20 protein-coding genes and 2 pseudogenes are annotated in these 20,512 nt (G+C 60.1%); 17 read left to right on the top strand and 5 right to left on the bottom strand.

The window, feature by feature from the left end; translation table 11 throughout:
* Both ACFQMF_RS09105 and ACFQMF_RS09110 read right to left on the bottom strand, forming a co-directional pair.
* Nucleotides 1–453: pseudogene (locus ACFQMF_RS09105) on the bottom strand (Fe-S cluster assembly protein SufB); the annotation flags it as partial.
* Nucleotides 454–627: 174 nt separating this feature from the next.
* Nucleotides 628–924 (bottom strand): hypothetical protein, encoded by a 297-nt coding sequence (locus ACFQMF_RS09110; protein ID WP_256409783.1) that lies wholly within the window; start codon nucleotides 922–924, stop codon nucleotides 628–630.
* A gap of 182 nt (nucleotides 925–1,106) precedes the next feature.
* Here ACFQMF_RS09110 and ACFQMF_RS09115 point away from each other — a divergent pair, with 182 nt between their 5' ends.
* From ACFQMF_RS09115 to ACFQMF_RS09175, 13 genes and pseudogenes are all read left to right on the top strand, one after another.
* Nucleotides 1,107–1,904: a sulfite exporter TauE/SafE family protein gene (locus ACFQMF_RS09115; RefSeq protein ID WP_256409784.1), complete on the top strand. Its 798-nt coding sequence runs from the start codon at nucleotides 1,107–1,109 to the stop codon at nucleotides 1,902–1,904.
* 615 nt (nucleotides 1,905–2,519) lie between these two features.
* Nucleotides 2,520–4,103 carry a transposase gene (locus ACFQMF_RS09120; protein ID WP_256409785.1) on the top strand — a complete coding sequence of 528 codons (1,584 nt, stop codon included), beginning with the start codon at nucleotides 2,520–2,522 and terminating at the stop codon, nucleotides 4,101–4,103.
* Between the two features lie 489 nt (nucleotides 4,104–4,592).
* Nucleotides 4,593–4,775 (top strand): annotated as a pseudogene (locus ACFQMF_RS09125) (DUF7342 family protein); the annotation flags it as partial.
* A gap of 69 nt (nucleotides 4,776–4,844) precedes the next feature.
* Nucleotides 4,845–5,156 (top strand): DUF8065 family protein, encoded by a 312-nt coding sequence (locus ACFQMF_RS09130; RefSeq protein ID WP_256409786.1) that lies wholly within the window; start codon nucleotides 4,845–4,847, stop codon nucleotides 5,154–5,156.
* The gene (locus ACFQMF_RS09135) at nucleotides 5,157–5,762 is read left to right on the top strand and encodes a hypothetical protein (protein ID WP_256409787.1); all 606 of its coding nucleotides are present in this window, start codon (nucleotides 5,157–5,159) and stop codon (nucleotides 5,760–5,762) included. It abuts the gene before it with no gap.
* 9 nt (nucleotides 5,763–5,771) lie between these two features.
* Nucleotides 5,772–7,034, top strand: coding sequence for a tyrosine-type recombinase/integrase (locus ACFQMF_RS09140; RefSeq protein WP_256409788.1), 1,263 nt, complete (start codon nucleotides 5,772–5,774; stop codon nucleotides 7,032–7,034).
* A gap of 1,233 nt (nucleotides 7,035–8,267) precedes the next feature.
* Nucleotides 8,268–9,926, top strand: coding sequence for a COG1361 S-layer family protein (locus ACFQMF_RS09145; protein WP_256409789.1), 1,659 nt, complete (start codon nucleotides 8,268–8,270; stop codon nucleotides 9,924–9,926).
* 90 nt (nucleotides 9,927–10,016) lie between these two features.
* Entirely contained in the window at nucleotides 10,017–12,272 is a 2,256-nt protein-coding gene (locus ACFQMF_RS09150) for an efflux RND transporter permease subunit (RefSeq protein WP_379791877.1), read from the top strand.
* A gap of 89 nt (nucleotides 12,273–12,361) precedes the next feature.
* On the top strand, nucleotides 12,362–12,598 hold the full coding sequence (locus ACFQMF_RS09155; protein ID WP_256409791.1) for a sulfurtransferase TusA family protein: 237 nt from the start codon (nucleotides 12,362–12,364) through the stop codon (nucleotides 12,596–12,598).
* Nucleotides 12,595–13,737: an NAD(P)/FAD-dependent oxidoreductase gene (locus ACFQMF_RS09160; protein WP_256409792.1), complete on the top strand. Its 1,143-nt coding sequence runs from the start codon at nucleotides 12,595–12,597 to the stop codon at nucleotides 13,735–13,737. Before ACFQMF_RS09155 ends, ACFQMF_RS09160 begins: the two co-directional genes overlap by 4 nt.
* A gap of 2 nt (nucleotides 13,738–13,739) precedes the next feature.
* Nucleotides 13,740–14,366 (top strand): helical membrane plugin domain-containing protein, encoded by a 627-nt coding sequence (locus tag ACFQMF_RS09165; RefSeq protein WP_256409793.1) that lies wholly within the window; start codon nucleotides 13,740–13,742, stop codon nucleotides 14,364–14,366.
* Between the two features lie 116 nt (nucleotides 14,367–14,482).
* Nucleotides 14,483–14,821, top strand: a complete 339-nt coding sequence (locus tag ACFQMF_RS09170; RefSeq protein ID WP_256409794.1) for a thioredoxin family protein — start codon at nucleotides 14,483–14,485, stop codon at nucleotides 14,819–14,821.
* A 15-nt stretch (nucleotides 14,822–14,836) separates the two neighbouring features.
* Nucleotides 14,837–15,955, top strand: coding sequence for an aminotransferase class V-fold PLP-dependent enzyme (locus ACFQMF_RS09175; protein ID WP_256409795.1), 1,119 nt, complete (start codon nucleotides 14,837–14,839; stop codon nucleotides 15,953–15,955).
* On the opposite strand, the gene ACFQMF_RS09180 is transcribed toward ACFQMF_RS09175, so the two are convergent.
* The 3 genes from ACFQMF_RS09180 to ACFQMF_RS09190 are packed head-to-tail and all read right to left on the bottom strand — an operon-like array spanning nucleotide 15,897 to nucleotide 17,017.
* A complete protein-coding gene (locus tag ACFQMF_RS09180) occupies nucleotides 15,897–16,163 on the bottom strand; it encodes a HalOD1 output domain-containing protein (protein WP_379791880.1) in 267 nt (88 codons plus the stop codon). The genes ACFQMF_RS09175 and ACFQMF_RS09180 overlap by 59 nt on opposite strands.
* 6 nt (nucleotides 16,164–16,169) lie before the next feature.
* Entirely contained in the window at nucleotides 16,170–16,769 is a 600-nt protein-coding gene (locus ACFQMF_RS09185) for a DsrE/DsrF/DrsH-like family protein (protein WP_256409796.1), read from the bottom strand.
* A 2-nt stretch (nucleotides 16,770–16,771) separates the two neighbouring features.
* The gene (locus ACFQMF_RS09190; RefSeq protein WP_256409797.1) at nucleotides 16,772–17,017 is read right to left on the bottom strand and encodes a sulfurtransferase TusA family protein; all 246 of its coding nucleotides are present in this window, start codon (nucleotides 17,015–17,017) and stop codon (nucleotides 16,772–16,774) included.
* A gap of 247 nt (nucleotides 17,018–17,264) precedes the next feature.
* On the opposite strand from ACFQMF_RS09190, the gene ACFQMF_RS09195 reads away from it, so the two are divergent.
* The 4 genes from ACFQMF_RS09195 to ACFQMF_RS09210 form a co-directional block, all read left to right on the top strand.
* A complete protein-coding gene (locus ACFQMF_RS09195) occupies nucleotides 17,265–18,458 on the top strand; it encodes an MBL fold metallo-hydrolase (protein WP_256409798.1) in 1,194 nt (397 codons plus the stop codon).
* An 8-nt stretch (nucleotides 18,459–18,466) separates the two neighbouring features.
* Nucleotides 18,467–19,024 (top strand): YeeE/YedE family protein, encoded by a 558-nt coding sequence (locus ACFQMF_RS09200; RefSeq protein ID WP_256409799.1) that lies wholly within the window; start codon nucleotides 18,467–18,469, stop codon nucleotides 19,022–19,024.
* On the top strand, nucleotides 19,025–19,483 hold the full coding sequence (locus ACFQMF_RS09205; protein WP_256409800.1) for a YeeE/YedE family protein: 459 nt from the start codon (nucleotides 19,025–19,027) through the stop codon (nucleotides 19,481–19,483). It abuts the gene before it with no gap.
* A gap of 12 nt (nucleotides 19,484–19,495) precedes the next feature.
* A partial coding sequence (locus ACFQMF_RS09210; RefSeq protein WP_379791883.1) for an inorganic phosphate transporter occupies nucleotides 19,496–20,512 on the top strand: 1,017 nt, incomplete at its 3' end.

A 20,512-nucleotide genomic window follows, 5' to 3' on the forward strand; every position in this document is an offset into this window, starting at 1 on the left:
GACGCCCTTCTCCTCCCAGCGCTCCTGCATGTTCTGGTAGACGACCTCCGACTCGTACTGGGCGCCGACGCCGGAGAGCGCATTCTTCTCGGCCTCCGGGATGCCCAGCTTGTCGAAGGTGTCCTTGATGTCGTCCGGGAGTTCCGTCCAGTCGTCGACGCCGGCACGGACGTCGACGTCGGGCCGGATGTAGGGAACGATCTCGTCGACGTCGACCTCACTCAGGTCCGGCTGGCCGGGCCAGTCGGTCGGCATCGGCATCTCTTGGAACTGTTCGAGCGCGCGCAGGCGGCACTCCAACATCCACTCCGGCTCGTCTTTGTCCTCCGAGATGACGCGGACTGTCTCCTCGGTGAGCCCCTTCTCGCTTTTGAAGGCGGATTTCTCCTCTTTCTTGAACTCGAAGCGGGCCTCGGTGTTCGTCTCCTTGAGGTCGTCTTGTTTTGAACTCATCAAAGTATTCTTCAGAGACTACGAATATAAGTGTGGTGCGCTGGAACACTCGTTGGTAACTTATACTAGTTTCTTTAACGAAAGTGAATAACTTTGTGTAGTTTAATTTGGTTTCTCTACCTAGTAGAATTTAATATGTGGCGAGAGGGCTATTGCGTATAAGCGGGATTGCTGTCACTCGTTAGCGAGAACGACTCGACAGCATTCAATCGCCGCTTCGATGTGGCGGTCGGCGACGGAATCGTCCGTTTCGTCAGCCGACTCAAGCAGTGTAGCAACTTGCCGAACCCGTTTCTGTCTGGTTTGCGTGTCAAGATCGTCACTAGTAGCATCGCGGGCGACGGCTTCAGCCTCCCCGAGCCATCGGTTCGTCGCTGGCGGTACTGGGCGATCTGCGGTCGCAGTTAGGTGAGTCGCCAGTGCGTCGACCGCAGCCCGCGGCTCGGTTGGGATGTCGATTTCGTCTGTCATTGTTGGTGTATTCGCATCCACTGTGAAGAATTGTTGCGCCAAGCTACACTCCAGATGCTTGCGAATGTCTCTAGCCTAGCACGACCTCTTTTTCGCCTATCGTAACACGTTGGCGGAATCTGTCCGGGCTTGTTCGAGAGACACACCAGACAACACAAGCCCATACACAACCGAGAGCGACTATGCTCGAGTCGCTCCTCCGGATTGACGTCGCACTCTTCGTTCTCATCGGCGTGCTGGGCGGCGCACACTGCATCGGGATGTGCGGTCCGCTTGTGACGATGTACTCGAAGCAGATGACGCCGCAGCCTGACGGCGGGACGGTGACAGCTAACGACGGGCGTGCCGGTCATCTCACGACCTACGAGGTTCGCCAACACTTCCTGTTCAACGTCGGCCGGGCGACGACGTACGCAATTTTTGGGGCCCTCTTTGGTGCGCTTGGGAGCGTCGTGTTCGTCACCGCTGACCAGCTGACACCGATCGCTGATCTCCTGCGGGGTGCTGTCGGTCTCGCGGTAGGGGGATTCATCGTGGCGACGGGCGTTCGGTACGTCATCGGGGGGAGTGGAGACGATATCCGAATACCCGGCGTACAGCGCGTCACGTCGTGGCTTGCGACGAGAGTTCACCGACACGTGAATAGCCCGAGTATTGTCGGCCTCGGCGCCGTCCACGCGCTTCTTCCCTGCCCGATGCTGTATCCCGCGTATCTGTTCGCCTTCGCGAGCGGATCCCCGACCACTGGGGCAATCGCTCTCGGCGCCCTCGGTATCGGGACGATCCCGGCCGTCTTCCTCTATGGAACGATTATCCAGTCGATCGACGTTGCCCACCGGCGTCGCGTCCATCGGTTGCTTGGCGTTGTGTTCGTTGTGCTGGGGTACGTGTTGTTCGCGCACGGACTGATGGCACTCGGTATACACCTCCCACACCCAATGTTCCCACATTATCAGCCTCTCGGTGGGATGGGACACTGACGCATTCGATAGATCTGTCGAATTAGTACCTAATCCAGTAGATTTCTCAGGGCAGAACACGGGATATCGAGGCGAAACCGTGACCTGAGACCGCGGCAGACCCAACAGACAGGTCTCCTAAGTTGATATACACCCGGAATCCAGACGGGGGTCTGTTGAGGATTTTAAAGACATTACACACCTCGTCTGGTCCTGTACCTCACGTACGGACTCTTTCCATATCACTTCGATATATCGAACAACTGGACAGGGGGGAGACCGTAATTTCAGACCACTCTCGTGTCGACTGGGAGATTCCGGGAGGAACTGACAAAAAGAGGCCAATACCGACCGAACTGGATACTTTATCGGATGCGACTGGGCTCACTTACGCCAACAAAATAGACGTGATTGGGGATATAGGGCCGGATTTAATGGGGGTTCTCTGAAACAGATGAATCCAAAGCATTTGCTAATAATCACGTCGGATCGACTATCGGGTCCAAGAGTAGCGATCGACCACTCGTCGATAAAATCCAAATGACAGAGATAGAGTAAGTAGACCACTTTATTGTTAACCGCCTCAGAAATCACATGCACTGTTCTGACGACTCAACTCGCGACGAGCGTCTGTGAATGCGCTCTCTGTGTGAAGCGTACCAACTGGGGATTACTATTCGGAACAAACTCAAAGAAACCGATCTCGTCACCGCGTTCGAGAAGCTCGATCATTCGATAGATGCTATCGAAGACGGGTATCCAGCGTGGCATCCTGCGCCGCTCTCCTTTCGCGCAATGGTTCTCTCGTTCGTGTTCATGGAGATAACGGGTGACTCATACGCCAACTTCACTCGACGACTCACCCGACAACCGGAAGTAGCGACTATCCTCGGCTTCAGTCGAGTGCCCGACGAATCAGCATTCTCTCGTGCGTGGCGAAATCGATTCGACGACGCGACCCACGAATACATCCACGCTGCCGCCCACTTCGTTGTCAAAGAAGTCCATGATCGCAGCATCTCAGCGCCGGAGGTGCGGTCTAAGGCAGAGATCGTCGACAATGAGCAAGAAGATACAGACTCAGTAGAAGACGAATCCTTCTCACAGGAGGGGATTGTTCAGACAACGCGCCTCGCGCGTGATCACGCCTTCGGACACTTCGACTCTGATCGGGCGCCGAACGCCTCGTACGAGGACACGCAATTTTTCGAGTTACAGACATTCATGGGAATGGTTCGGTGCGGAGCCACGCAGGGAGCTACTCGCTTTCAGTACCGGCGTGGCGAGGATTACAGCCCGCATGGCGATACCCACCTTCGCACCGTCAAGCAGTTCGATCCTGACGAGCTCGTCGACGGCTTCAACGAGACAACGGATCGCTTGCTTTCCGTGATTGCTTCTGAAGCATCGTTCCGCCGGCCAGTCACTGCCGCGATCGATATCACGACCATTCCCTACTACGGGGATGTCGAAGGGATGCCGATGGTCAGTGGAACGAAGGACAGAGACGGTCGAGCGTTTAAATTTGCGACCCTCTCGATCATCGGACAGAACATCCCGCTGGTCTTAGCTGTCGAGCCGGTTCGAGAGAGTTCTGAGTGGGATGAGAACCCGTCCAATCAGATCCATCGTACTGTTCGGCGACTCGTTCGACGAGCGAAAGAGCATGTTCCAATCGAGACAGTGCTGTGTGATCGGGAGTTCGATTCGATACGCGTGTTTCAGACGCTCTCAAACCTCGATGTGAACTACCTCATTCCGAAGCGAGTCTCCAGCTCTGAACGGGATGTACTCAAACAAATGGGGGAAGACGACCAAGAGGTGGCTGTTGAGTCGGCTTCTGTCCATGTGGAATCTGGATCGCATCCAATGCGGCTGCTGTACGTGCCGTCAACGAGTGGGGAGGGAACGGCCGTCTTCGCGACGAGTCTCCGAGTCGGTCCGGAGGAGGCCGAGACCTTTTGTCAGCGCTACAGCCGCCGGTGGCAGATCGAGAGTGAGTACAAATCGATCAAAGGTGACTTTCTCGCCAAGACCTCCTCGAAAGACTACCGCGTTCGCTTGTTCTACTTCGTGTTCGCGGTCCTCTTGTACAATATCTGGCGGCTGACCGACTTCCTGCTGAAAGCAGGTGTCGACGGAGAGATGGACTACGCACCCGTGTTGACTGCGGGTGAGTGTGTTGAGCTCGTTGCCTCGGCGTTGATCCCGCACGACTAATCGGCTGAGCTCTCGCTGGGTCCGCCGCTCAAGAGTGACAACCGTATTCAGCAGCGCCAAAATTCACGCAATTTCGTACGCTCGTCCGGTAGTTCGAGAGTAAGGATTCAAAATCGATCTCCGACCGCTGAGAATCACCACGACTTGATGCTAATTCGACCTGAAACTGGCCTATCCTCCGAAACTGTGGAACTACAGACCTGGAAAATTATATAGCGATATACAATTTATGATATATTCTATCGTAGGATCTCACCGCTAGAAGGTCCCACGCTGTCGAATACAGGAGTTGAGTTCCTCAAAGCAGTTGGTCGTGATTATCCTCGTAATCACGACCACTTTGAAGTACCCCGCCGCCGTCGGTGAACCACGAATGCTGCAACCGGCTCAGAAAGGCGCTTCCCCCAGGTAGAGCCGCCGAGACCGGGTTCCGTGTTTGCTCCGGCTCCGCTTGACTGTGTCAGTAGAGAGCGTAAGGTGGAGTTCAGTACACCGAACCAGCTTCGTGGGACACTTGCAGAGGAAGCCCTGGACGCTGACGAAGAAGACCGTCGCCGTGAGATCGTACGCGAGTGGGAGCACCTCCAGCGCCGTATCCGAATCATCGGATTCGTCATTCGCGAGTGGGACTTCTTGGCCCCAAAGACAGATTCCGTCGAGGTCAGCAGGTAGTTCACCCAATACCCCAATTGTTCACACATGGGGGAACAACTTATCCCCCTGGCACGCGTGGTACATGTTATGAGTCAGGAATCGCTCGACGATACGATCAAATTCCGCGCTGGTCCGCTCAAAGAGGCGGCGACCGAACTCGATTCCGTCCATCTTGGCGGAATCAACATCAGCGAACTCGCACGCGAGGGGCTCACCCAGATGCTACGGCGAACAATGACGGACGACGACAAGATCGCGATTTATGAACGCTATTCGGCGGGGGATCTCTCGGAGGACGCCGCTCGGGTGCTCCTCGGGGAGGAGTTCGATCTGCTTCAGGAGGACATTGACGCCTTCCGCGAGGCTGTTGAGGACGACACCAGCGACTACCTCGTCTAAATGGCCAGCGGCACCGAGCGGTATCCAATTCTGGTCGATACCGACGCGCTGATCGCCGCCGCGAACAGCTCCTTGTGGCCCCGAATCACCGAACACATTGGGCTCACGACGACGAACATCTGCAAACAGGAACTACAGCGGCACGTTGAGAACACGCGCGAGACAGCTCCGGAGGGAAGCCGGCCGTACCGGCTCCATCACGGGAGTGGTGCCGCGCTCGATGCACTCGAGGACTCCGAGACGCCGCTTACTCAGGTAACGAGCGTGCCCCGGCCCCACGGTGCAGACGCCGGCGAGGAATCGCTCCGCCAGGAAGTGATACAGAGTCCGGAGGCCGTCGACTACGTCATCTTGATGGACGCGGCCGGCCGCCGGTCGATTCGCCGCGCTGTCGACGACCGAGACGGCGATATCCAGGTCGTAGCACCGCCATTTCTGTTCTATATCCTCTATGACAACGACCTCATTTCGCGTCGTGAGTTCTGCGAAGCGTGCGGAGAGCTGTTGGAACGTGAGGGCTGGACCGGATACAACGCGGTTAAAGCTGCGTGGGAGGGGATTCCGATTGATTGTAGCGATATTCTGGACGACCACCTGCTCCCGTGACAAACCCGTATGAACCAGAACACCCCATCGGCACGTGATGGTACGACACCGCTCACAAGTTCCTTCGAGCGCTATCTCCAAGACAAGGGGAAGGGCCGCGGCGGCGACGGCGGGAACTACCGCAGGAACGCAGCCCGTGAGCTCGAGCGGTTCGCCGAGTGGGCTACTGGCGACCGCGGTGACGACGACTGGACCGGGATCGTCCCCGACGACGTCAACCGCGAGCCGACCTTCGACGATCTCGACGAACGCGTCTTCCGGGAGTACGCTCGGTATCTCGGAGGAGACCGGGGACTCAAGCAGAACACGGTACAAACCTATTACCGCTATATCTCTGCGTGGTGTGGCTGGTGTGTTAACGAGGGGTATCTCGAAGCGCATTACGCGCAGCGGGCGAGTGCGATGGCGCCGCTACCGGAGGACGACGGCCGCAAGCCCGGCGACCAGCAGGCCTGGACGTCCGAACAGCGCCATGCCCTCACCCGTCACGTCAGCGAGCAGGCGCGCGACGCCGTCGAGGCGTACACGACACTCCCGGAGGATAATGACCCCGTTGGTAGGCAGCGAGCACGCTACGCGGCGCTGAAGGCGGCTCGTGACCGGGCGCTGGTGTTCGTTCTCGCGTACACCGCCGTTCGGGTCGGGGAGCTACTCCGGGATCCGAACGACCCGCGCCGACGCGGCGTCCGCTGGGAGGACCTGTCGCTCAATGACGGGAGTATGGACGTCTACCGCAAGAAACAGCAGTGGGACGCCGCGAGCCTCCCCGACCCGGTGATCTCGCCGCTGCAGAGCTACCGCCAGCTGATGGACCCACCGACCGAGCGCTGGCCGGTGTTTCCAACGTTCGACCAACGGACACTCGCAGAGCTCGTTCAGGATGAGCTCGAAGACCGCGGAGAACCCCCGGAAGCAATCACCGAGCGCCGTGACGAATACGCTCGCGATCTACTACTGGCGCTTGATGAGGATATTCGGCCGCCGTCGATTACAACGGACGGCGCACGGTCGATTCTCCAACGGCTCTCGGAGGTCGCAGAGATCGATATCGACCATCCCAAACATGATTATCTTGCTCCACACGGTGGTCGACGTGGGATGGGGGAGGTACTTGTCCGCGCATTTGGGTATACGGTGGCTGCACGGTACCTTGACAATTCAGAGGAGATGGTTCGAGAGCGGTACTCACATATTGAGGCCGGGGAACTGGGTGATGTTGCAACGGAAGCACTCTCAGAGGTTGACGGCCCGGTAAACAACAGCCACATGTAGCCAACGAAAACAGGCTGTCGGATGTCATAGTACTGAAAAAACCTGGCTTCAGGCGCCCCAGATGAGGGCAATGCCGCCGTGGTGACGACCGCGAGCAGTACCTGAAGCAGACGGCCGACCCACAGAAAACCTGTGAACTTGTAGTTGTCAAACCGTATACCATGTGACTCGTCCGGTAGCTCCCGGCGTCGTGATCGATGTCCGAAATAAAACAGCACCGTGATCAGAAACGCAAGCTTGTTGGCGCTCAGCCGGACGGCCGCATCGACGTCAGCAGGGATCACCAGCAATGCCGCTGACTTAGGTGATGACGCTCGCCAGCACACCGGTGATGGTGTACAGCACGAACGGGACACCGACCGTTGGAAGGACGGCGTGGGTGGCGACGATGGACTCCCCGACGATGGCTGCGTCACCCGTGGACTAAAGAGCGATGCACAGCGGGATAACGCTCATCAGCAGGAAAATCACGTTCGTGAGACGGCGTCGCAGGCGTCAGCGGTTTGAGACAGCTCGCGACCACCATCGCGACGACGCTTCCGAGCGCTGCGATCACGATTGAGAAAATATTCAGTGAGATAAGGCTGACCACACTCGCGAGGATATCAACAGTGAGGAGTGTTTTTAGAGAGAAGAGATTGCCCTCGTTGATGTTTGTGTTACGTATATTCGCTGTCGCACTTGCCGTATCCTCTCCCCTCGCGAACCACACAAATGAACACAGGAGCACAATTTTATATTATACACAATATGGCTCTGACGAATCTTGGCTCACCGAGCGCATATATCCGTTTGTTTTGCCTGTTGAATCCGGTGATGCTATGGAGGTCATACTATTTGATGAAGCGATTTTTCCTCTCCGTTGTCGCTGTATTGGATCGATCTTTCTGGTGATTCCGGCCCCTCTCCTTCTGTGTAAAGGACCCTTCTCAAAACTGTTTTGACAGCGCCACTGAATGTAGCAGAGAAATCTGATACCGCCGATTTCTGCGGAGTTATCCGAGCAGTCGCTTGCTTCGTATCTGGCTATGGTTGCGATCCACTCAGAATCAAACTCCGAGGCATTTGTATTAGAAATTTAAGATATTCCATGAAAATGTGGCTATGCGCATGCCTACAATGCAGCATCGACTCCGAAGGCTGGTAAGCCGGAGATCTACCTCAATATAGCACTAACTATTGACAACCAGATCCAAACGCTTTTGAGATAGAATTGTGTAATTTGCACACGACATGAAATACAGTTCAGCTGGGTTGATTCGAAAGCTAGCCGTCGTGGGAATCGTACTGCTACTCATCAGCTCATTGGGAGTCGGTATCTCAGGAACTGCCGCAGAGCGATTCAGTGAGGAGTCCGTTCCAGAACTCGACGCGACAGTTGCTGGAAGTAACACCGTAACGCCGGGCGAGACCACGACGTTGACGATTGCAGTTCAGAACCGCCACGATGGAGTTACTGACTCCGATCGGGCGATAGAGGACGTCTCACGAGTCGTTCAGGCACACGGAGTCCAAATCGGAGCTGCGACTGGGACGACCGTTGCGTACGACGACGAGGGGATCCCCCTTGACCTGAAGATGGGAAAACAGAGTGTCGGAACGGTGCGAACTGGCAGTACCACGCGGGTTCCACTCACCATCGAGGTGGATGAGTCGGCTGAGCCGGGGACGTACACGGTGCCAATGGATCTCGAGTTTTCGTACATCCGTGATATCTTCGTCGACAGAGACGACTATACCGTCAACCGGAACACCGGAACTGAAGAGACAAGCGTTACAATTCGCGTTGAGCCGCACGGCCAACTGACGGTCGTCGATGTGCGCGGCGACGGCCTCTACAAAAATGCCGAGGGCGATGTTGCGGTGACTGTGCGTAATACCGGCAGCGAGGCGATGTCCGATGCGACGCTCTCGCTCGTCGGCTCACACCACTTCGAACCGCAGAGTAACCGGGCCGCACTCGGTACCGTCGCCCCCGGTGACACGCGCAACGCCACTTTCCAGACCGTAGTCCGTGGAGTTGAATCTGCCGGGTCGTACGCCGTCGGGTTCCGTGCGGCATACGAGGACGCGAATGGACAGCCAAGTGAATCCTCGATCCGATACGGGAGCGTCGGCGTGGCAGAGGGCCCGCAGTACAACGTGTCAGTCGAATCGCGTTCGCTCTACGTCGATTCGACCGGGGCAGCGCGCGTTACTGTGACGAATACGGGCGATGTCGCCGCGACGAACGCACGCGTGTTCGCCGAGCCGAATCAACCGTTTGCTCCGCTGTCGAATGGTGGACAGCTCGGGACGCTTGAACCCGGCGAGTCGGCGACTACCGAGGTCAAAATGGAGGTGTCTGACCGCGCACTCGCGCAGTCGTACTCGCTCCCGATTACCGTCGCGCACGATGACGACTACGGAAACACCATCCGCAGCGACCCGTTGACTGCAGATGTCTCGGTCGGCCCTGAGCGGCAGTTCACCGTGGTCGACACCGCCCAAATCGAGGCGGGCGCGACCGAGCGGATTGAATTAACCGTCGAGAATACTGGCGAGAGTGGCTTCAAAGATGCAGTCGTTCGAATCAACGCAGACTCACCGTTTGAGACCGATGACGATACGGCGTACATCGGCGAGCTGTCACCGGGCGAGCGGGCGACAGTCTCGTACACGCTCACGGCGGGTGAGGCGGCAACGCCGAAATCCTACACCCTTGATACCACGATCAAGTACGACAACCCGTTCGATGAGACGGTCGTCTCCGATATCCGGCCAGCTACGGTCGAAGTGACTGAGCCGAGCGGGCCCTCAACTCCACTCGTCCTGACAGCAATCGGCGTGCCGGTCCTGCTCGGGGCTGGGATCGTGTTCAAGCGCGACCGACTGCGGCAGTACCTCGGGTAAATGAACGCGGGAGAACGGATCCAAGATGGATTAGAACACGCGGGGCGGTACGCTGCGCGAAATCAGCTCAAGACGATCGTCGTCGTGCTTGTGACAGCGCTCATCGCGGTCAGTGTCGGGGTTGCGGGGATCCAGATGAGCATGGGAATGACCCTGTACGTTGAGGACGACTCCCAGACGGCAACCGACTGGGAGACGCTCAAAGAGGACTTCGAAACGGGCAACAACGTGTTCGTCATCGTGGAGTCCGGCGAGCTTCACGACCCCGAGACGATCCGAGCGATCAACAGGCTCGACAGGCGATACACCGAAAACATCGACGAGACGACCACGGTCACTTCATTGGCAGATGTCGTTCGTCAAGGGAACGGCGGCGAGATCCCACAGACCGAAGCGGGAGTCGAACGGGCGATCACGAGGGTGCGCGGACAGGGTCCAGAGTCGGCCGCAATGGTTGATCGGCTGGAGCCTGAGTCCGGCACGACGATCATCCTCGCGAGCTACGGTAATGTCGATACGTTCGACAGGGGTGCGTTCCTCCCACAGCGGGACTCTGACATCATTTACAACAGGGTACAGACAGAGACCGATCTCGCACCGTTACCGCCCGGCATGACGACCACTATCACCGGACAACCTGTCTTCGAGAACGCCGCGTTTGGACTCATGTTGCCTGAGATGATCACTCTGTTCGCCGGGGCGTTCGCGCTCATTTTCACTGTAGTCTACCTGGTGATGCGCGCGAAAGTGGAGCGGGGCTGGCATGTGTTCCTTCCACTTGGTACGGCGATGATCGCGCTGTTGTACATGATCGGTGCGATGGGTGTGTTCGGATTCAATTTCAACGCGATTATGCTCGGCGTTATGCCCATCGCGCTCGGGCTAGGAATCGACTATGGGCTGCAGATCCACTCGCGGTACGTCGAGGAGCGCGAGGCTGGGTGTTCGCCGGAAACTGCTGCAGCGGTCGCCACGCGAACTACAGGCCGTGCCCTACTTATTGCCATGGGTGCGACTGTAATCGGACTGGGGTCTCTCCTAGTGTCAAGCGTGCCTCCTGTCCGACAGTTTGGGATAACGAGCGCGACCGCTGTGTTGGCGTCAATGGCGCTGTCGGTTACGCTCCTCCCTGCGCTCCTCGTCCGCTTCGATCGCGATGGGTATTCTCAACAGAGCTCGGACGACGCGACCTCAACCTCGAACGATTGGCTAGAGACCGGCTCCGAACGGTTTACCAGCATCGTCACCGGGGGACGACCGCTTCTGACGCTGTTCGTCGCCCTCCTGTTGGTCACCGGTGGCGCGTATGCGTACCCACAGGTGGAACCGAACCAGGAGATGATGGACTTCTGGCCTCAGGACCTTGACGCGAAGAACGATATGGATCGGCTGTCTGACACCGTCGACAGTCCGAAGGTAATGTATGTCAGTATTAGTGCCGAGAAGGCATATTCACCGGAAACATTCCGTGAGTTGGCTAGATATCAACAGCTCATGCTGGCAAACAACCAGGTGAATGCGGTTCAAAGTCCAGTGTTGGCTGTCCAGATGGCCAATGATGGCTCGATCCCAAAAACTCGCAACCAACTCGACACGACGTTGGCACAACAAACTGGGTCGGGGATGATGGCCGTTCGAGATCCAACGGAGACGCCGTCACGCGTCCTCCTGACTTTCTACGTTGATGACGTGGAAGGCGAGGAGGTCCGAACGCTAATCGACGAGTTTGACGGGAATGCAGATCTTGCGCTGACCGGTGCCCATGACGTTCGCATCACTGGGAAACCAGTTCTTAATCGGAACGTAATCGAGAACGTTACGGCAGGTCTGACACCGATGACCATTATCTCGTTCGCGCTCGGATTCGTGTTCCTTTCGTTTGCGTTCCGGTCAGTTCGAGTGTCCGCGATCATTGTCATCAGTGTCGCTGGCAGTGCGGCGCTCCTTGTCGCCGGAGGAATGTACCTGCTCTCTGTCCCGTGGAATCCCCTCACTATCACGATGTCGTCACTCACGCTCGGAATCGGCGTGACATATGGAATCCACATTTACGAGCGGTTTGTCTTCGAAACGGAGACTCATGACCGACCGCCGCTTGGGGCTGCGGCCACATCGGTCGCCAAGCTCTCTAGGCCGATTATTGGGTCTAGTTTCACCACGATCTTTGGATTCGGTATCCTAATCGTCTCGCGATTCCCGGTGCTTGCAAACTTCGGGGTGACAACCGTGTTGGCGATTGGGCTGTCGCTCGCGACCGCCTTCGGTATCCTCCCCGCCGTATTGACGCTCAGATCGTCTGTCTCTGAGAATAAAGATGCCACCGAGCAAATTCCGACTGCCGAATAACCTATCTTAGCCGACCGTATTTTTAGAATCTTGGAATTTACACACAATATCAATACACAGTAGTTCCAAATACCACTTGTGAGACATCTATGACCAATATTGAGCTCGACTACGCCGTCGACGCGAGAGGTGCAGCATGTCCTGGCCCACTAATGGGCCTCATTGGTAAAATTCGGAATTCCGAGTTAGGAGACATGATCCGCTTGCTAAGTGACAGCAATCAGTCACTCACCGATGTCTCTGAGTGGATCGGTGAAACGGACAACGAGCTGTTGACTGTTGAAGAGCATGCTGACCACAATGCATTTTACGTGGAGAAAGCATGACGGACCGTATTGTCATTGTCGGCGGCGGAACCGGCGGATCGGTACTCGCGAACGATCTCGCTGATCGTCTCAAGCCCGAACTCGAGGCTGGGAATGTCCAGATCACTCTCGTCAACGACGGCCCTGAGCAGGTGTATAAGCCGGTCTGGCTATATGTCCCGTTTGGCCAGCGAGAGCCGGCTGATGGACGCCGTCGCCTCGACACCCTCGTTGACGGTACCATTGACATACAGATTGACCGCGTGACCGATATCGATACGGATTCCAAGCGGCTCAGGTTTGCAGATGGGTCGTCAACAGAGTACGACTATCTCGTGCTGGCGACCGGATCGACGATAGAGCCGGAACAGATTCCTGGCCTTGTGGAGGGAGGACACGACTACTACAGCGAGTCTGGCGCGATTAATCTCAGAGAGCAATTACTTTCATTCACACAGGGAGAACTTGTGCTGAGCGTCATCGGCACGCCGCACATGTGTCCGGCGGCACCACTAGAGTTCGTGTTCATGGCCGACGACTGGCTCCGCGAGCGCGGCCTCCGCGAAGACATCGATATCACGTATACGTATCCGATCCACCGCGTCCACGGCAACCCGCATATCGCCGAGTGGGCCCGTCCCATCATGGAGGAACGTGATATCAAGATGGAGACATCCTTCAACGCCGAGTCGATCGATCCCGGGGCGGAGACTATCACGTCGGTGGAAGGGGTTAAACTCGACTACGACCTCCTCGTGACGATCCCACCCCACGGCGGCGTCGACCTGATTAAGAAGGCGGGGCTCGGTGACGACGGCTGGGTTGAGGTCGACAAGCACACTCTAGAAGCCGAGGCCGCTGAGAACGTCTACGCACTCGGTGATACCGCCGACACCGGTGTCCCAAACGCGGGCAGCGTCGCCCACTACCAGGCCGGCGTCGTCGGGCAGCGCCTCGCTAGCGAGATCCGCGGCCGTCCGGCGACCGCAACCTACGACGGAAAGACGCTGTGTTTCATCGAGACGGGGATGGACGCGGCGTCGTTCGTCGAGTTCGATTACGAGAATCCGCCGGCACCGGCGCCGCCCTCGGAGAAACTCCACTGGTCGAAGCTGGCGTACAACGAGTCCTACTGGCTGACTGCACGAGGACTGCTCTGATTATGTCTGAACCACAGAACCCTGCACCGTCCGAGCTGGAAGCGGCAATTGAACGGAATCCCGAGGCCGTCGCCGAGTTAGTGGAGCACCTCGACGCCGTCAACGAGCTACTGGACGTGCTCTCGCTGGGCGAGAGCGCCCTTGACGACGAGATGGTCCGGGAGCTCTCGGCCACGGGGTCGATGCTGGCGGAATCCGCCGACGGGCTGGCGACCGACGAGACCGTGGCGCTGGCCGAAACGGTCGGGGAAAACGGTAATGAACTGCAGGAGGCACTCGACACGGTGCTCACGCTCCAGCGGAGCGGGACGCTCGACGAACTGGCTGAGCTCGCGGAAGTTGGTTCGCTGGTGACCGCAGCACTCGACGATGAGATGGTCACGTCGCTGGCCGGTACCGGCGCCGTGCTCGGCGAGTTCACGCAGGCGGCGTCCGATGACGACACCCGTGACGGCATTGAGACGCTACTAGAGAGTGTCGGTGAAGCGGAACGGGAATCGCCCGAGCAGGTCGGTGCTGTCGGCCTGGTTCGCGGATTGCGGAATCCGGATGTTCAATACGGGTTGGGCTATCTGCTGGCACTTGCAGGCGCGCTTGGCCGTGCGCAATCTACGGAGAAGTCACACTAACCGCTCTTCCCGAGTCGGGCCACTCTCTCAGTCGATGTAGACGGGGAGTGACCGCACTGTATTGTATTGTGTAGTAGACCCAAGAATATTAAACATCCGATGCGTAGAGTCTCGTAATGGCAACACAGACAGCGGAGACGGACCGCGTGATCTCGCTCGATGACGACGACCTCGAAACGGTCGTCGAAGACAGCAGCGTCGCGCTTGTGGAATTCTACACTGAGTGGTGTGGCACCTGCAAACGAATGAAGCCGGTCCTCAAAGCACTCGCCGAAGACACCGACGCAACGATCCTGACGATCAACATCGAATCGAATCTCGAAACGGCCATCGAGTTCGGTGCCCAGAGCACGCCCACGTTCGTCCTCTTTGTCGACGGGCAACCGGTGAAACAGCTTCGCGGTGGCCAGAACGAACAGACACTCCGGGATCTGATCGCCCAGTACCACGACTAACTCACCGACAACGAGATGAACCCGAGAGAACTTCGCGCCGACACGCCCGCCCTGCATGAGGACGTCTACCTGAACTTCGGTGCCCACGGGCCGAGTCCACAGTACGTCGTCGAGGCTGCTGACGAGTTCGTACGGTCACACGAGTACGAAACGAGCACGCGAAACGACCCGTATGAGGTGGCGTTCGACACCTATGATCGCATGCGGGAGCGCGTCGCCACCTTCGTCGGTGCGGACGACGATGAGATTGCGCTCACGGAGAGCACGACTGCGGGCATCAACGCTGTCGCGACCGCCATCGACTGGGAGCCCGGGGATACCGTGGTTCGAACCGACCTTGAGCACCCGGCCGGGACGCTTCCGTGGCAACGCTTGGAACAGCAGGGCGTCGAGGTTCGCGTCGTCGAGACGGAGAGCGGTCGTGTCGATCTCGACGCATTCGCCGAGGCTGTCGCCGACGCGCGCCTGGCCTGTTTCAGTGCTGTGACGTGGACGCACGGCACCCAGTTGCCCGTCGCCGACCTCGTCGATATCGCTCGCGAGGCCGGCGCGTTCACACTTGTTGACGCTGTCCAAGTGCCTGGACAACTCCCGATGAACGTCGGCGACTGGGGGGCAGACGCCGTCGCGGCGGCCGGCCACAAGTGGCTCCTCGGGCTGTGGGGCGGCGGCTTCCTCTATGTTGACCGGACAGCTGCTGACTCCCTCCTACCCACCACAGTTGGGTACCGAAGCGTCGAGACGCCGACTGCAGATTCCTACGAGTTCGCAGCTGGCGCCCACCGATTCGAGGTCGGCTCGGCGAACCCGGCTCCACACGTCGCCTTGGCGGAAGCCATCGAGGCGATCAACGAAGTTGGAGTCGACCGTATCGCTGCCCGAATTCAGGAATTGGCCGGCCAGTTGGCCAATGAAGTTCCCAACGACCGCCTTCTCAGTCCTGCAGACCCCGAGTCAGGACTCGTGACAATCGACGTGGACGATCCCGAAGCGACCGTCGCTCGACTCGCGTCGGAGGGAATTGTCGTTCGTGCCGTGCCGACGCCGGACGCCGTCCGCGCATCGGTCCACGCGGTTAACACCCATGCTGAGGTCGGGCGGTTGCTGGACGCACTCGAATCGGAGTGGACCTGACGCGACCGCTGTCGTCAACGACTACGTCGTGACCACGATACGCGAATCGAATTTCGAGGTCAGACGCCGTTGAATTCTCGACTAACCGTTCTACTGCATCCGGATCGATGACCTCGGCTAGCGGGGGATCGAGTGTGACCGGCTCGACGCCCTCTGTCTCCGCGACGGCATCAATAATCTGGGGAATTGGACTCCTGAGTTTGTTCATTAGAGTTTAGACGAGGAGCTGGATGTCGGCGTCGGCCATGTCCTGCAGGGCGGTGGCGGCGCCGACGCCGGTCGTGACGCCGTCATAGAAGTCGTCCTCGTTGTAGTCCATCAGGTCGATGGTCATCTGACAGGCCTGGAACTCCACGCCCATGTCGAGGCTCGTCTCGAGGAGCTCCTCGATCGTGGCGGTGTCGTTGTCTGCGATCCGCTTTTCCATCAGCCGCGTCGTCACACGGTCCATTCCGGGGAGCGCGGCGATGGCGTTGGGAACGGGCATGTTGGGGTTGCCGACGGAGCTGAGCTTGAGGTTCTTCGAGCGCTTCTCGTGGAGGATATCGAGCCCCCAGAACGTGTGGAAGACAGTCACCTCGTAGCCGAACGCGGCCGCGGTGCTGGCGAGGATGAGCGGCGGGTACGCCATGTCGAGCGTCCCCTTCGTGGCGATGATGCTCATCTTCTTGCCGCCGTCCTCGTCGGTGGCCTCGGCGAGCGCGTCCTCGAGCTCGTCGACACGCGCGGCCAGCTCTGCGCGGGAGGGGGCGTCGTCGGCCGGCACGTCCTCGGGTGACGTCTCCGCGGCCACGTCGGATGTGTCCGTACCCATCGTTACTCGGTCTTGCGGACGTAGTGTTTGTACACGTCGTCGCCTTCCGTCTGGTCGACGAGCTCGACCCCCGCGGTGCCGTCTGCCCAGCCGTCGATGTCGCTCACGCTGCCGGGATCGGTCGCCAGCACTTCGAGGATCTCACCCGCGTCGAGGCCGTCGATGGCGGACTTCGTCTTCACCACTGGCATGGGACACGATGCGCCTTTCACGTCGAGTGTCTCCGCGATGTCGAATTTGGAACTCATTGTGTATCTGCTCCGGTCGTGTGTATTGGAGCTATCGCACAATACCCTCCAGCAAGATAAAAGATTGTTGGTTCTTGTGAAGGGCGCCAACTACCATATAACGCAAAACGTATTCAGGCACGCTATAAACCGAATAAGATACAGTAGGAGAGTATCTGACACCCACAGCCGACAGTAGTATTGTTTAGAAGAGGAAATACTATGAAAATGCTTTTGTGCGTCGACCCGGTAGAAACGACTGCGAAATATGAATGCCGACGACTTTCCGACTCCGGACGTCGACGTCGACTCCGTCGACCCGGACTCGCTCAACCATCGAATCGACGCCGGTGAGGACGTGACGATCCTCGACGCGCGTATGCAGTCGGACTACGAGGAGTGGCGCATCGACGGCGAGAACGTCACGTCGATCAACGTCCCGTACTTCGAGTTCCTCGACGACGAGATCGACGACGACGTCCTCGATCGGATCCCCGACGACCGCGAGGTGACCGTCCTCTGCGCGAAGGGCGGCGCCAGCGAGTACGTCGCGGGCGCGCTCGCGGAGCGCGGCTACGACGTCGACCACCTCGAAGACGGGATGAACGGCTGGGCAAGCATCTACGAGGCCGTCGAGGTCGAGCGCTACGACGGCGCCGGCACGCTCCTCCAGTACCAGCGCCCCTCCTCGGGCTGCCTCGGCTACCTCCTCTACGATGGCGGCGAGGCCGCGATCATCGACCCGCTGCGCGTGTTCACCGACCGGTACCTCGACGACGCGGACGACTTCGGCGTCGACCTGACGTACGCCATCGACACGCACGTCCACGCCGACCACATCTCGGGCGTGCGCGACCTTGACGAGAAAGGCGTCGAAGGCGTCATCCCCGAGGCCGCCGTCGACCGGGGCGTCACCTACGCCGACGAGCTGACCACGGCTGAAGACGGCGACGCGTTCGAAGTCGGCGACGCCACCATCGAGGCCGTCTACACCCCCGGCCACACGACCGGAATGACATCCTACCTCGTCGACGAGAGCCTGCTCGCGACCGGCGACGGGCTGTTCGTCGAGAGCGTCGCCCGCCCCGACCTCGAAGAGGGCGATGAGGGCGCCCCCGACGCGGCGCGCATGCTGTACGAGTCGCTCCAAGAGCGCGTGCTGACGCTACCCGACGACACCCTGATCGGCGGCGCGCACTTCAGCGACGCGGCTGAACCCGCCACCGACGGCACCTACACGGCACCGGTCGGCGAGCTCGTCGCGGAGATGGACGCACTCACGACCGACGAACAGGAGTTCGTCGACCTGATTCTCTCGGACATGCCGCCGCGACCGGCCAACTACGAGGACATCATCGCGACGAACCTCGGGCAGCACGCCGTCGACGACGAGGAGGCGTTCACCTTAGAGCTCGGGCCGAACAACTGCGCCGCCAGTCAGGACTCGCTCGCGGGTGACTGACGACGCACATGGTTGCTGACCCAGTACTGCTACAGGCTGTCGCCGAACTGTTCCCCAACGGTATCAGCCGGTACGCCGTTGGCGGACTCCTCGTCGGGCTCGGCACCGTCCTGATCTACGTCGGGACGGGAATCCCGGCCGGAGCGAGCACGTTCTTAGAGTCGACGCTGTCGTACGTCTCCGATCAATCCCGCTTCCAGCGGTACGTCGGCTCGCGAGATTGGCGGGTCGTGTTCACGGCCGGGATCGTCCTGGGTGCGCTCGCGTTCGCGGCGACGGTCCAGTCCGGCGTGGTCACGACCTCGCTGTACGAGCCCGGAACGACCGGCCGGCTCTACGAGGTCGCCGGCGTGACGCTGTGGACGACGGAGATCCAGCCGTGGCGGCTGTTCCTCGGCGGTATCCTCGTCGGTATTGGGACCCGCGTCGGGAAGGGGTGTACGTCTGGACACGGCGTCTGTGGTGTCGGTTCGGCGTCGAAGACGTCGCTGGTCGGCGTCGCGACGTTCCTGACCGTGGCGATCGGGACCGCGCAGGTCGTCGCCGCGCTGGGGGTGAGTCCGTAGATGGCGGACCGACATCCCCTGTTCAAGCCGCTGGTGTTCGTCGGGGGGCTGATCTTTGGGTTCGGGCTCGGGTTCAGCCACATGGCGCGGCCGGAGGTCGTGGTGAACTTCCTCCTGTTCGACGACCTCGGCCTCCCGTTCGTCATGTTCGGGGCTGCGATCGTCTCCGGGATCGCGTTCGCGCTGCTGCCCCGGATCCGGGACGCCGCGCCCCTCACGGGGAGCCCGTACGAGCGCCGGCTGAAGCCGTTCGACCGGAACGTCCTCGTCGGCGGTGCCGTCTTCGGCGTCGGCTGGGGGCTCTCCGGCATCTGTCCGGGTGCCGCGTACGCCAGCCTCGGCGTCGGCAACGTCGCGATCCTCTGGGCGCTCGGCGGCATGTTCGTCGGCGCGTACGCGCAGGGGTACTGGCGGAGCCGGAGCCGGGCCCCCAACGCCGCCCCGGCGGGCGCGGACTGACACGCCCGCCGTATGGACCCCGCTCTCCTCGTCCTCTTCGTCGGCGCGGCGCTCGCCAGCCTGTTCATGGCGTGGGTCATCGGCGCCGGATCGAGCGGCGCGACGCCGTTCGCCCCCGCCGTCGGCGCGAACGCCATCGGGACGATGCGCGCCGCCCTGCTGGTGGGCGTCTTCGGCTTCGCCGGCGCCGTCACGCAGGGCGGCAACGTCTCGGAGGCCGTCGGAAGCGGCCTCGTGGGCGGTATCGACCTCCCCGTCGCCGGCGTGATCCTCGTCCTCGTCCTCGGCGCGGGGCTCATGGCGGTCGGTATCACGACCGGGATCCCGATCGCGACCGCGTTCACCGTGACCGGCGCCGTCATCGGCGTCGGCCTGGCGCTCGGCGGGACGCCGGTCTGGCCGAAGTACCGACAGGTCGCCGCGGTCTGGCTGTTGACGCCGGTGGTCGGCGGCGGCGTCGCGTTCGGGATCGCGAGCGTGCTCCCGCGTCCCGACGCGCCGGAGCGGTGCTGCGTTCCGGCGCTCGCCGGACTCGTCGCCGCCGTCCTCGCGAACGTTGAGTTCGGCTTCCTCGGCGCCGGGAGCGCGCCGGGCACCCTCCGCGGTCTCGCACAGCGCGCGCTGGGGGTCGACGGCGTCGCGTGGGGGGTCGCCGTCACCGCCGCCGCGGGGCTGGCGATCGCGGCCGTCGTCTGGTGGGACGTGGGACGCGACGAGGAGCGGGGTCTGCGGCGCGTGCTGCTCGCGCTCGGGTCGCTGGTGGCGTTCTCCGCGGGCGGGAGTCAGGTCGGGCTCGCCGTCGGACCGCTGCTCCCGCTGATCGACGAGCTGCGGGCGGTCTCGGCGTTCGCCGTCCTCGTCGGCGGCGGGCTGGGGATGCTCGTCGGGTCGTGGACGGGCGCGCCGCGCATGATTAAGTCGCTCGCCCAAGACTACTCGTCGCTCGGGCCGCGGCGCTCCATTTCTGCGCTCGTCCCGTCGTTCCTGATCGCCCAGCTGGCGGTGCTGCTCGGCGTGCCGGTCTCGTTC

The sequence above is a fragment of the Halorubrum rutilum genome (assembly GCF_042665015.1).
Taxonomy (GTDB): domain Archaea; phylum Halobacteriota; class Halobacteria; order Halobacteriales; family Haloferacaceae; genus Halorubrum; species Halorubrum rutilum.